This window comes from Pseudomonas sp. HT11 (genome assembly GCF_044875395.1).
GTDB lineage: Bacteria > Pseudomonadota > Gammaproteobacteria > Pseudomonadales > Pseudomonadaceae > Aquipseudomonas.
In genome coordinates, this window is record NZ_CP173217.1 from 483,269 (window position 1) to 495,438 (window position 12,170).

The 12,170-nt window shown below is 62.5% G+C and carries 13 protein-coding genes; 4 read left to right on the plus strand and 9 right to left on the minus strand.

Annotated features, from left to right (window positions below):
* The first annotated feature begins 28 nt into the window (after positions 1–28).
* Positions 29–1,447, plus strand: coding sequence for an FAD-dependent oxidoreductase (locus tag ABWL43_RS02080; RefSeq protein WP_003171228.1), 1,419 nt, complete (start codon positions 29–31; stop codon positions 1,445–1,447).
* Positions 1,448–1,689: 242 nt separating this feature from the next.
* Positions 1,690–2,757: a uroporphyrinogen decarboxylase gene (gene hemE, locus ABWL43_RS02085; protein WP_106577532.1), complete on the plus strand. Its 1,068-nt coding sequence runs from the start codon at positions 1,690–1,692 to the stop codon at positions 2,755–2,757.
* A gap of 57 nt (positions 2,758–2,814) precedes the next feature.
* Here hemE and ABWL43_RS02090 read toward each other — a convergent pair whose 3' ends face one another.
* Complete coding sequence (locus tag ABWL43_RS02090; RefSeq protein ID WP_370004712.1) at positions 2,815–4,041, minus strand: MFS transporter; 1,227 nt, start codon at positions 4,039–4,041, stop codon at positions 2,815–2,817.
* A 172-nt stretch (positions 4,042–4,213) separates the two neighbouring features.
* On the opposite strand from ABWL43_RS02090, the gene ABWL43_RS02095 reads away from it, so the two are divergent.
* A complete protein-coding gene (locus tag ABWL43_RS02095; RefSeq protein WP_106577534.1) occupies positions 4,214–5,107 on the plus strand; it encodes a LysR family transcriptional regulator in 894 nt (297 codons plus the stop codon).
* A gap of 10 nt (positions 5,108–5,117) precedes the next feature.
* Entirely contained in the window at positions 5,118–5,399 is a 282-nt protein-coding gene (locus ABWL43_RS02100) for a type II toxin-antitoxin system PemK/MazF family toxin (RefSeq protein WP_404488355.1), read from the plus strand.
* A gap of 213 nt (positions 5,400–5,612) precedes the next feature.
* Here ABWL43_RS02100 and ABWL43_RS02105 read toward each other — a convergent pair whose 3' ends face one another.
* From ABWL43_RS02105 to ABWL43_RS02140, 8 genes are read right to left on the minus strand one after another with little or no spacing between them, the layout of a single operon-like run.
* Positions 5,613–6,065, minus strand: a complete 453-nt coding sequence (locus ABWL43_RS02105) for a hypothetical protein (RefSeq protein WP_145160003.1) — start codon at positions 6,063–6,065, stop codon at positions 5,613–5,615.
* Between the two features lie 28 nt (positions 6,066–6,093).
* Positions 6,094–7,320 (minus strand): beta-ketoacyl-ACP synthase, encoded by a 1,227-nt coding sequence (locus ABWL43_RS02110; RefSeq protein ID WP_106577537.1) that lies wholly within the window; start codon positions 7,318–7,320, stop codon positions 6,094–6,096.
* A complete protein-coding gene (fabG, locus tag ABWL43_RS02115; protein ID WP_404486500.1) occupies positions 7,320–8,048 on the minus strand; it encodes a 3-oxoacyl-ACP reductase FabG in 729 nt (242 codons plus the stop codon). The genes ABWL43_RS02110 and fabG overlap by 1 nt, the downstream gene beginning before the upstream one ends.
* Positions 8,045–8,506, minus strand: coding sequence for a hotdog family protein (locus ABWL43_RS02120; RefSeq protein ID WP_145160007.1), 462 nt, complete (start codon positions 8,504–8,506; stop codon positions 8,045–8,047). The genes fabG and ABWL43_RS02120 overlap by 4 nt, the downstream gene beginning before the upstream one ends.
* Positions 8,503–9,669: a beta-ketoacyl-[acyl-carrier-protein] synthase family protein gene (locus tag ABWL43_RS02125; RefSeq protein WP_404486502.1), complete on the minus strand. Its 1,167-nt coding sequence runs from the start codon at positions 9,667–9,669 to the stop codon at positions 8,503–8,505. Before ABWL43_RS02125 ends, ABWL43_RS02120 begins: the two co-directional genes overlap by 4 nt.
* Positions 9,666–10,148: a hypothetical protein gene (locus tag ABWL43_RS02130; RefSeq protein WP_242198826.1), complete on the minus strand. Its 483-nt coding sequence runs from the start codon at positions 10,146–10,148 to the stop codon at positions 9,666–9,668. Before ABWL43_RS02130 ends, ABWL43_RS02125 begins: the two co-directional genes overlap by 4 nt.
* Complete coding sequence (locus ABWL43_RS02135; RefSeq protein WP_404488356.1) at positions 10,145–10,879, minus strand: class I SAM-dependent methyltransferase; 735 nt, start codon at positions 10,877–10,879, stop codon at positions 10,145–10,147. The genes ABWL43_RS02130 and ABWL43_RS02135 overlap by 4 nt, the downstream gene beginning before the upstream one ends.
* An 11-nt stretch (positions 10,880–10,890) precedes the next feature.
* Entirely contained in the window at positions 10,891–12,138 is a 1,248-nt protein-coding gene (locus tag ABWL43_RS02140; RefSeq protein ID WP_404486505.1) for an NAD(P)/FAD-dependent oxidoreductase, read from the minus strand.
* Positions 12,139–12,170: the final 32 nt, after the last annotated feature.

Genomic DNA, 12,170 nt, shown 5'->3' on the forward strand with positions numbered 1-12,170 from the left:
CGCCTGAAGAGTTTGATGAGGTTTTAACATGGCTGAACGTCTGAATAACGACTTCCAGTTCATCGATGTCGGGCGCAAAGATCCGAAGAAGAAACTGTTGCGTCAACGCAAGAAAGAGTTCGTGGAAATCTACGAACCCTTCAAACCCCAGCACTCGGCCGACCAGGCCCACCGCTGCCTGGGTTGCGGTAACCCGTATTGCGAATGGAAGTGCCCGGTGCACAACTTCATTCCCAATTGGCTGAAGCTTGTGGCCGAAGGCAACATCCTCGCCGCCGCCGAGCTGTCGCACCAGACCAACACCCTGCCGGAGGTGTGCGGCCGGGTGTGCCCGCAGGATCGTCTGTGCGAGGGTGCCTGCACCCTCAACGACGGCTTCGGCGCGGTGACCATCGGTTCGGTGGAGAAGTACATCACCGACACCGCGTTCGCCATGGGCTGGCGCCCGGACATGTCCAAGGTCAAGCCGACCGGCAAACGTGTTGCGATCATCGGCGCAGGCCCGGCGGGCCTGGGCTGCGCCGACGTGCTGGTGCGTGGCGGCGTAACACCGGTGGTGTTCGACAAGAACCCGGAAATCGGTGGCCTGCTGACCTTCGGCATCCCCGAGTTCAAGCTGGAAAAAACCGTACTGAGCAACCGTCGTGAAGTGTTCACCGGCATGGGTATCGAGTTCCGCCTCAATACCGAAATCGGCAAAGACATCACCATGGAGCAACTGCTCGCCGAATACGATGCGGTGTTCATGGGCATGGGCACCTACACCTACATGAAAGGCGGCTTTGCCGGTGAGGACCTGCCGGGCGTGTATGACGCGCTCGACTTCCTGATCGCCAACGTCAACCGCAACCTGGGCTTTGAAAAGTCGCCGGAAGATTTCGTCGACATGAAAGGCAAGAAGGTTGTGGTACTGGGCGGTGGCGACACCGCGATGGACTGCAACCGTACCTCGATCCGCCAGGGCGCCAAGTCGGTGACCTGTGCGTACCGCCGTGACGAAGCCAACATGCCCGGCTCGCGCAAAGAGGTGAAGAACGCCAAGGAAGAGGGCGTGAAATTCCTCTACAACCGCCAGCCGATCGCTATTGTCGGCGAGGACCGTGTTGAAGGCGTGAAAGTGGTCGAGACCCGTCTCGGCGAGCCGGACGCCCGTGGCCGTCGCAGCCCTGAGCCAATCCCGGGTTCCGAAGAGATCATCCCGGCCGACGCCGTGGTCATCGCCTTCGGTTTCCGCCCAAGCCCGGCGCCGTGGTTCGAGCAGTTCGAAATCCAGACCGACAGCCAGGGCCGCGTTGTAGCCCCGGAACAAGGCCAGTACAAGCACCAGACCAGCAACCCGAAAATCTTCGCCGGTGGCGATATGGTGCGCGGTTCTGACCTGGTGGTAACCGCGATCTTCGAAGGCCGCAATGCCGCGGAAGGGATCCTGGATTACCTGCAAGTCTGACCCCTGATCCCAGGTTGAAATGGGATCAAAATGTGGGAGGGGGCTTGCCCCCGATAGCGGTGGTTCAGTGACAAAGACTGAAACTGACACACTGCAATCGGGGGCAAGCCCCCTCCCACATTGGTTTTGCAGCGCTTCCATGTCCGCGACAAATTGACCCGATAGACAAAAGGCACGGCTCACTCCGTGCCTTTTGCGTCGCGCTCTGAGAAAATGCCCGCACTTTTTTTGCGGATGCCGACATGACTGCCCTCAAGAACGACCGTTTCCTTCGTGCCCTGCTCAAGCAACCCGTAGACGTCACGCCCGTGTGGATGATGCGTCAAGCCGGTCGCTACCTGCCGGAATACCGCGCCAGTCGCGCCCACGCCGGCGACTTCATGAGCCTGTGCATGAACCCGGAGTTCGCCTGCGAAGTCACGATGCAGCCGCTGGACCGCTACCCACAACTGGACGCGGCCATTCTGTTCTCCGACATCCTGACCATCCCTGACGCCATGGGCCAAGGCCTGTACTTTGAAACCGGCGAAGGCCCGCGTTTCAAGAAAGTCGTCAGCACCCTGGCCGACATCGAAGCCCTGCCGATCCCCGATCCGCACAAAGACCTGGGCTACGTGATGGACGCGGTCAGCACCATCCGCCGCGAGCTCAATGGCCGTGTGCCGCTGATCGGCTTCTCTGGCAGCCCGTGGACCCTGGCCACCTACATGGTCGAAGGCGGCTCGTCGAAAGACTTCCGCAAGACCAAAGCCATGCTCTACGACAACCCACAGGCCATGCACCTGTTGCTGGATAAACTGGCGCAGTCGGTTACCGCCTACCTCAACGGCCAGATCATGGCCGGCGCGCAAGCGGTACAGATTTTCGATACCTGGGGTGGCAACCTGTCGGCGGCGGCGTATCAGGAATTCTCCCTGGCCTACATGCGCAAGATCGTCAGCGGCTTGATCCGTGAACACGAAGGCCGCAAAGTGCCGGTCATCCTGTTCACCAAAGGCGGCGGCCTGTGGCTGGAAAGCATCGCCGACGCGGGCGCCGATGCGCTGGGCCTGGACTGGACCTGCGACATCGGTGAAGCCCGTCGTCGCGTTGGCAACCAGGTCGCGCTGCAAGGCAACATGGACCCGACCGTGCTCTACGCCAAGCCGGAAGCGATCCGCACCGAAGTCGGCCGCATCCTGGCCAGCTACGGCAAGGGCACCGGGCATGTGTTCAACCTCGGCCATGGCATCACCCCGGAAGTGAATCCGGAGCACGCCGGCGCGTTCTTGCGCGCGGTGCACGAGTTGTCCGCCCAGTATCACGAATAAACGCAAAACCAATGTGGGAGGGGGCTTGCCCCCTCCCACATTAAAAGCCAGAAATCTTCAGGCTTTCACATGGCCCAGTGGCGGCAGCTTCGCCAGCTTCAGCGCCACCAGCAACGCTCCAATCAACAGCGCCACGATAAACCCGCCAATCCCGTTCCACCCGGCAAAGTGCCAGAAGAACCCGCCTGCCGTCCCCGCAATGCTTGAGCCCACGTAGTAGCAGAACAGGTACAGCGACGACGCCTGCCCCTTGGCCTTGACCGCGCGCCGACCGATCCAACTGCTGGCCACCGAGTGCGCGCCGAAGAAGCCGAACGTAAAGATCAGCATGCCCGGCACCACCAGCCACAGCGGGGTGAACAGGGTCAGTAACATGCCCGAAAGCATCAACACGATCGTGCCCCACAGCACGCGCCGCCGGCCGAGGCGGTCGGCCAGCGAGCCGATTTTCGCCGAGCTGTAGATGCCCGAGAGGTACACCAGCGACAGCAGACCGACCACGGCCTGGCTCAACGCGTAAGGCGACGCCAGCAGGCGATAGCCGATGTAGTTGAACATCGTCACGAACGCGCCCATCAGCAGGAAGGCTTCGAGAAAAAGCCAGGGCAGGCCGGCATCCTTGAAATGCATCACAAAGCCGTCTACCAGGCTGCGCGGTTTGAGGCTGCTGGCGCGGAAGTTGCGCGACTCGGGGAGGATCTTCCAGAACACCGTGGCAGCGATCAACGCCAGGGCGCCGATGATCAGCGTGGCGGTATGCCAACTGACGAAGTCGATCAGCACGCCCATGATCAGGCGCCCGCTCATGCCGCCAATCGCGTTGCCGCCGATGTACAAGCCCATGGCCAGGCCGATGTGTTGCGGGTGGATCTCTTCGCTCAGGTAAGTCATCGCGACGGCTGCCAGGCCGCTCAGGGACAGGCCCACCAGCGCACGCATCAGCAGGATGCCTTCCCAGGACGGCATCAGGCCGCTGGCGATGGTGGCCAGGGCGGCGCAAAACAGCGCGGCGACCATTACCGGTTTACGCCCGAGGGTGTCGGAAATCGGCCCGGTGATCAGCAGGCCAAATGCGAGCATGGCGGTGGCGACTGACAGGATCAGGCTGCTCTGCGCCGCGTTGATGGAAAACTCGTGGGACAGCGCGGGCATCATCGGCTGTACGCAATACAGCAGGGCAAAGGTGGCAAACCCACCGGAGAACAGCGCCAGCACGGTGCGCATGAACATTGGCGTGCCTTTTTCGATGAATTGCTCGTTGAGCTGCGCCACCACCTCATCCAGGGCGGTAGGCGGGACTTCTTGAGCGAATGGAGCGACAGCAGATTTCACGAGGACCTCGGCGAGGGAAAGCCTGCCAGGACTGGCAATGCAAAAAAGAATATAGCTGGCTAATGATTCTTTCCAATATATTGTTCGACCTGTTTGATAGCTTTTACGACCTAAAGAGGTTTGCATGGAATTGCGTCACCTGCGGTACTTCATCGCCGTCGCCGAAGAACTGCATTTCGGCCGCGCCGCGCAGGTGCTGGGCATCTCGCAACCGCCGCTGAGCCAGCAGATCCAGGCCCTGGAGCAAGAGGTGGGCGCGCGCTTGTTTGAACGCACCAATCGTCGGGTCGAGCTCAGTGAGGCCGGGCGCTTGTTCCTGCAAGAGGCGCGACTGGTGCTGGCGCAGGTCGACAAGGCCGCGGATGTCGCTCGGCGTGCCCAGTTGGGAGAGCTGGGGGAACTGAAGATTGGTTTCACGTCTTCCGCACCCTTCAATTCGAGCATTCCGCAGGCGATCTTTGCGTTTCGCCAGGCCTTCCCGGCGGTGCACTTGAGCCTGCAGGAAATGAGCAGCACCGAAGTGGCCGAATCGTTGGTGGATCAATCGATCCAGGTCGGCCTGATGCGCCCGCTGCCGTTGCCGGATTCGCTGAGTGTCATCGAGCTGATGCGCGAACCGCTGGTTGCCGTACTGAACGCCGGCCACCCGCTGGCGGAAGGCAGCGAGCGCGGTTTGCACCTGGCGCAACTGGCGCAGGAGCCGTTTGTATTCTTCCCGCGCAGCTATGGCAGCGGCCTCTACGCGCAGCTGCTCAACCTGGCCCGTGACGCCGGCTTCAGCCCGCACTTCGCTCAGGAAGCCGGGGAAGCGATGACGATTATCGGGTTGGTGGCGGCGGGCTTGGGCGTGTCGGTGCTGCCGGCGTCTTACCAGCGCATACGCATTGATGGCGTGGTGTATCGCACGTTGCTCGATCAGGAAGCGGTCACGGCGGTGTGGCTGGTGCAGCGCAAGGGTGCGCAGTCGCCGAGGGCGAAGGCGTTTGTGGAGTTGTTGACGCGCAAGGCCGTGGTGTAGGCGAAGTCACATATCAGGTAACGGAACTGGCTTAGTGACGGTTGTGCCTTTGAGCACCACCGCCCCGCAGACGCTGCTGGAGCATCATTTGCAGCTACACAGTCATCTTCAGGGCGCGAACCCCATCTGCTGGGCGAAGTGCGACATTGTGGCGACCGTAAGCCTGGGGCGACTGGATCGCATCAAAAGCAAAGACCGTCATGGAAAACGAACTTACAAAATCGCGGAGCTCACCAATGATCAGTTTTCAGCGATAAAAGCAGCGGTGCGCAGTGCGCTGGGGTTGCGATGAAGTGGGTAAGGAATAAGCGGCGCTTTGCCACCGATTGCAGGCGAGTTGTTTTCAGGCATACTGGCCGAGTTCCCGAAAGGGGCTTGTGAGACTCTGAGGATCCTGGGTAACCAGCCATCGCAGAGCCAGGCAGGAAGCGGCGATGACAAGCCAACCTGTTTGTGAAGAGGGCGCCGAAAGGCGCCCTTTGTCGTTTCTGACGGACCGCGATCCTCAGTTCTGCTTCGACGCCCCTGTCTGCTCAAACGACTGCGCCGCAGGTCCCGGCGCGTTACCCACGCCATTGCTGCGCAGCGCCGCCATGATGTCGCGATCGAGCATGCTCACCCAGCGGTTGTAGTTGCGATGGATCTTGCCGTCCTTGTAGCCCAGGTCGCGGCTGTCGCGGTAGGTGATGGCGTAGCTGTTGCGGCTGTAACGGATGTCGATGGCCGCGTAGAACTGGTTGCGCACGGTGATCTGGGCCTGTACGAGTTGTGGGCTGAAACGCTGCACGGTCCACTCACGTTTTTGCAGGGCCGTGACGATGACCTGCTTCATGGTTTCTTCGCTCACCTGAGTGCCGGCCGGCAGCTCGTGCTGGGTGTTGAGCACGGGTTTGCTGGTGCAACCGGCGGCGGTCAGCAAGGCCAGGGTGATCAGGGTGGCGCGTAGCAAGGAAGACATTCCATTTTCTCCAATCAATTAAAAAAAATCAGGCCCAGCGACGGAAAATCAGCGAGGTGTTGACGCCGCCAAACGCAAAGTTGTTGTTCATCACGTAGTCGTGGTGCATCTCGCGAAAGCCGCCCTGCAGGTAATCCAGCTCGCCACATTGCGGGTCGACCACATCCAGGTTGAAGGTGTGTACGTACTGGTCGCGGTTCATCATTTCGATGCTGAACCACGACTCCAGCGCGCCGCATGCACCCAGGGTGTGACCAAGGAAGCTCTTCTGCGAACTGATCGGCATGTGGCGGCCGAACAGGCTGCTGGTGGCCAGGGTTTCGGCAATATCACCTTGATCGGTGGCGGTGCCATGGCCGTTGACGTAGCCAATGGCCGACGGCTCCAGCCCGGCGTCTTCCAGGGCCAGCTCCATCGCGCGGCGCATGGTTTTCTGCTCCGGGCGGGTGGTGTGCTGGCCGTCGGCGTTGCTGCCGAAACCCACGAGTTCGGCGTGGATGTGCGCACCGCGCGCCAACGCGTGTTCCAGTTCTTCGAGCACCAGCATGCCGCCGCCTTCACCGATCACCAGGCCATCACGGCCGCTGTCGTACGGACGTGGGCTGGTCTGCGGCGCGTCGTTTTTCAGGCTGGTGGCGTAGAGCGCATCAAACACCATGGCTTCGGTGGGGCACAGCTCTTCGGCGCCGCCGGCGAGCATCAACGGCAGGCGTCCGAACTTGATCGCTTCATACGCATAGCCGATGCCCTGGCTGCCGCTGGTGCAGGCGCTGGACGTCGGGATCAGCCGCCCGGTAAGGCCAAAAAAGATGCTGATATTCGCTGCCGTGGTGTGCGGCATCATGCGCACATAGGAGTTGGCATTCAGCCCCTCGGCCACCGAGTTCAGCAGCATGTTGCCGAATGCCTTGATCTCGTCGGTGCTGCCGGTGGACGAGCCACAGGCCACGCCCATGCGCCCGTCCTTGATCGACTCGTCGCCGAGCAAGCCGGCATCCTGCAACGCCTGCTCCGCCGCCCACACTGCCAGGCGCGACACGCGGCCCATGCTGCGCAGTTGCTTGCGCGTCCAGTGGGCCGGCACCACGAAATCGTCAATCGGCCCGGCCAGGCGCGTGTTCAGTTCGGTGAAACGGTCCCACTCGTCCATGCGCCGAATGCCGCTGCGGTTGGCGCGAAAGTTGGCGGCGATGGTGTCCCAATCGCTGCCCAGGGAGGTCATGCCGGCCATGCCGGTGACGACGACGCGTTTCATCAGCACAGGCCTCCGTTCACGGCCAACACCTGGCGCGTGATGTAGCCGGCTTCGGCCGACATCAGGAAATTCACTGCACCGGCCACTTCTTTCGGGGTGCCCATGCGCTGCGCCGGGATCATTTTCATCAGTTCTTCGACCGGCACGTTCTCATCCAGCATCGCGGTGTCGATCAAGCCGGGGGCTACACAGTTGACGGTGATCTTGCGCTTGCCCAGCTCGATGGCCAGCGCCTTGGCCGCGCCAATCAGACCGGCCTTCGACGCGCTGTAATTGACCTGCCCACGGTTGCCGATCAGCCCCGACACCGAGGTGATGCACACAATGCGGCCGGCGGCGCGACGACGAATCATCGGCATCATCACCGGGTGCAGCACGTTGTAGAAACCGTCGAGATTGGTGCGCATCACCACGTCCCAATCGTCTTCGGACAAGGCCGGGAACGCGCCGTCACGGGTCAGGCCGGCATTGAGCACCACGCCGTAGTAGGCGCCATGCTGCTCCACGTCGGCTTCAAGGATTTGCTTGCAGCTGGCGCGATCGGCCACGTCAAACTGCAGCACCCGCGCCTTGCGGCCCAGGGCTTCAATCTCGACCTGCACCGCGTCCGCTTCCGCGCGGCCGCTGCGGCAATGCAGCACGATGTCATGCCCGGCCTGCGCCAGACGCAGGGCAATGGCGCGGCCGATGCCACGGCTGGAGCCGGTGACCAGTACGGATTCAGTCATGGCGTTTCGTCCTTCGATTCATCTAAATAGGTGGCCGCCTGGGGCGGTCGAAATACATTCAAGCGCGCGCTGGCCTGGATACCGTCGCCGGTGAGGTGGCATTCGAACACACCCATGCCGTTGTCGTCTTCCAGCGAGCGCAGGCCGTGGATACGCAGTTCGGCGCCTGCCGGAAAGTGTTCCACGTTGCACTCGAACTTACGCGTGCCGAGCAGGAAGCCCAGCTCCACTGCTTCGCCGTTCTGGCGCGCGCGGCACCCGGCATACGCGGCGACGCTCTGCGCCATCAGCTCGATGCCAACCCAGGCCGGCAGGCTGCCGTCCGGGCGGTTGAACAGGCCGCCGGGCTTGACGGTAAGGCGCGTGTGAATCTGCTCTTCATCGAACGACAGCACCTGGTCGATCAGGATCATGTCGCCCGCGTGGGGCAGCAATTGGGCGAGTGGCCAATCAATCATGGGGCCTCTGCGATTATCAGGCTGACGTTGTTACCGCCGAAGGCAAACGAGTTGCTCATCAGGCAGCGTTTTTCCAAGGTGTCGCCGGTCTGCGTCCATTGAAGGGCGGGCAGCGCCGGGTCGGCCTGGCCGTCCCACACATGCGGCGGCACGCTGCCGTGGGTCAGGCTCAGCCAGCAGAACGCCGCTTCCAGCGCGCCGGCTGCACCGAGGGTGTGGCCGCTCATGGGTTTGGTCGACGAACAGGCCACGCCGTGGGGAAACAGGCTGGCCACGGCCAGGCTTTCCATGGCGTCGTTGTGCTGGGTGGCGGTGCCGTGCAGGTTCAAGTAACCGATCTGCTCGGGTACCAGCTTCGCGCTGGCCAGAGCCTTGCGCATCGCCTGCAATGCGCCTTTGCCGGTAGGCTCGGGCGCGGAGATATGGTGCGCGTCGCAACTGGCGCCACTGCCCAGCAGGGCAATCGGTGCCGGTTGTTGGGTCATCAGAAACAGCACGGCCGCTTCGCCGATATTGATGCCATTGCGGTTCACTGAAAACGGATTGCAGCGCTCGCTGGAGACCGCCTCCAGCGCGGTAAAACCGTTGAGTGTCAGCTTGCACAGGCTGTCGACACCGCCGCAGATCACCGCGTCGCACACGCCCAGATCCAGCAGGCGTTGGGCGCTCATCAACGCGCGGGCGCTGGAGGTGCAGGCGGTAGAAATCACATAGGCCGGGCCGCTCAGTTGCAGCCAGTCGGCGAGGAAGTTGGCGGGGGCGCTGAGTTCCTGTTGCTGGTAGTCGTAGTCGCCGGGGAACTGCTTGTCGCGCAGGTAATTGGCGATGCCGCGGCTGGCCTCGTCGATGCCCGAGGTGCTGGTGCCCAGCACCACACCGACTCGCGAGGCGCCATAGGTGTGAATGGCCTGGCGGATCTCGCCCTCGATCTGCAACGCCGCTTCCAGCAACAACTGGTTGTTGCGGCTGCTTTGCTGGTTCAGTTCGAGCGGAATAGTCACCAGCTCGCTGCGCACGCCGCCGACCGGCAACACGCGTTCCGGCACCCAGCCGCTTTCGGCGCGCATGCCCGAGCAGTCGCCGGCAAACAGGCTGCGGCTGACCTCGGCCTGGCCGCGTCCCAGGGCGCAAATCACGCCCAGCGCATTCAGATAAGCCGTCATCGAGCGACCCCCAGCGGTGTGATGCGATAGCTCAGCGGTTGGCCCGTCATGTTCACGCTGAACACCTCTGAAGACTGATAGACGATTTGCCAATGGCCCGGCAGCGTGCGTGTGAGGTCCATGGCCTGGGCGCTCGGGTAAAGCGCGCGCACGTCATCCGATGAAGTCAGGGCAAACAGCAAGGCAGCAAACAGCTCGCGCGCCGCCGGGTTGGGCGGCAGCAGACCATCGGCCTGCCACTGGCCATCGAGCAGTTTTTGCCGGGCCTGGGGAATGCCCAGCGGGTCCATCATCGACCAGCGAAGGGCCGCGCCTTCGCGCTGGATCACCAACAGCCAGTCCTGGCTCTGGCCACCCGAAAGGCGCTGCACATGCAATTGCATCGGCAAGGCCAGCGCCGGGGTTTTTGCGGGCAGCGGCGGTTGGCTGGCGCAGGCGCTCAGCAGCAACAGGCAACCGATCAACAGCAGACGGATCATGGTGCGACGCTCGCTGCAGGTTTGCGCGCCACGCAGTTGACCAGCGTCTCTTCGCGCTGGCCCACCGGTGGCGGGTTGCGCAGGCCCCAGCGCTCGAGCAGGCCAAAATCACTGGAACGGCTCCACCACAGATACGGGTACGAGACGTTCTGCGGGGCGAATTCAAACCCCTGCTCGCGCAGCATCTCCAGGTATTCGTCGGCGCTTCTCTGCACGTGCATCGGGTGGCGGAACAGCCAGCGAATCACCCAGGTATCGATATAGGCTTCGGTGGACTCGGCAAACAGCAGGTAGCCGCCCGGCTTGAGCACGCGGTAGAACTCCTTCAAGGCGCGATGCTGTTCCACCAGATGGTGGAAGGTCTGGTGGCAGAACAGGATATCGACGCTGGCGTCGGGCACCTCAAGGGTGGCGCAGTCACTGCCGATCAGCTCGACGGCCAGGCCCTGGCGCTCGGCTTCGGCCTTGCTCAGCGCCAGGCTATGCGGGTCGGCATCCACGCCGATCAGGCGCTGCGGCGCGAACACCTGCTGCAAATACTGGAACGACTTGCCCTGGCCGCAACCGGCGTCCAGCAGCACCGGCGCTGCCGGCAATGGCTCGGTGAACAAGCTGCGCAAGTCGTTGATCGCCACGCGCAACACGTGGTGCTGCCAAGTGTGGCTGCGCAGGAACCAGAAACCGAACCGGGTTTCTTCGACGTAGTTTTTACTCAGGTAGTTTTTTTCCAGCGCTGGACTGCTCATACCGGCTCACTCGCGCAAATCTCCGACAACATCCGCAACCGCCGCTTGGGCTCGCTGACAAACGGGTTGCGCTCATCCCATGCGTAGCCGGCGAGGATCGAGCTGATCATCCGGCGAATGTCCGGCGAGCTGCCCGGATGGAAAATCACATCCTGGAAGGTGCCGGCGTACCAGCCTTCGACGTAGCAGCGGAAGGTGTCGACGCCGCGTTTCAACGGCTCGGCAAACTCGGTTTGCCAGTCCACTGTTTCGCCTTTGAGTTGGCGATGCAGCAAGCCTGCCGCCATGCTCGCCGAGCGCATGGCGATGGTCACGCCGGACGAAAATACCGGGTCGAGGAATTCTGCCGCGTTGCCCAGCAGCGCAAAGCCCGGACCGTGCAGGGTTTTGACGTTGGCCGAGTAGCCGCCGATGGTGCGCGCAGGCGTGTCCCACACGGCGTTTTGCAGCACGCCGGCCAGGCTTGGCGTTTCAGCGATAAAGCCGCGCAGGCACGCGTCGAGGTCGCTGTCGCGGCCGTCGAAATGCGCCTTCGCTGCGACCACGCCCACCGAGCAGCGGCCGTTGCTGAATGGGATGGTCCAGAACCAGATGTCACGCTGGGTCGGGTGGGTGGTTACGAGGATTTTGGTGCGGTCGAAACCGGGGTGTTCGATGCGGTCTTCGACGTGAGTGAACACCGCCTGGCGCACCGGGAAATTCGATGGCGCCTCAAGGTCCAGCAGGCGCGGCAACACACGGCCATAGCCGCTGGCGTCGAGCACAAATTTGGCCTTGAGGTGGTATTCGCTGCCATTCTCGCGGCGCACGTGCAGGTAGCGGCTGTCACCGGAAAAATCCACACCGACGACGCTTTCGCCGTAGCGAATGTCGACGCCTTGCAAGGTGGCCTGGTCGGCCAGCAATTTGTCGAATTCACCGCGCTGCACCTGGAAGGTGGTGGGTTTGCCGTGGCTGAACGTGTCGCCAAAATCAAACGCGCTGTAGCGCTCGCCCCAGGCAAACGCAGCGCCGGTTTTTACCTGGAAACCCGCCGCCTGCACGGCCTCGAGCATGCCGGCTTCTTCGATAAAATCGATGCAGTGCGACAGCAGGCTTTCGCCAATCGAGAAGCGTGGAAAATGCTGGCGCTCGATAATCAATACATCATGCCCGTTGCGCTTTAACAGCGCGGCGGCGATGGCACCGGACGGGCCGGCACCGATCACCACCACCTGGCGACGTTCCATTTCAACTGTGGGCACGAGGGCTCCTTGCCGCTATGGCGATAATCACA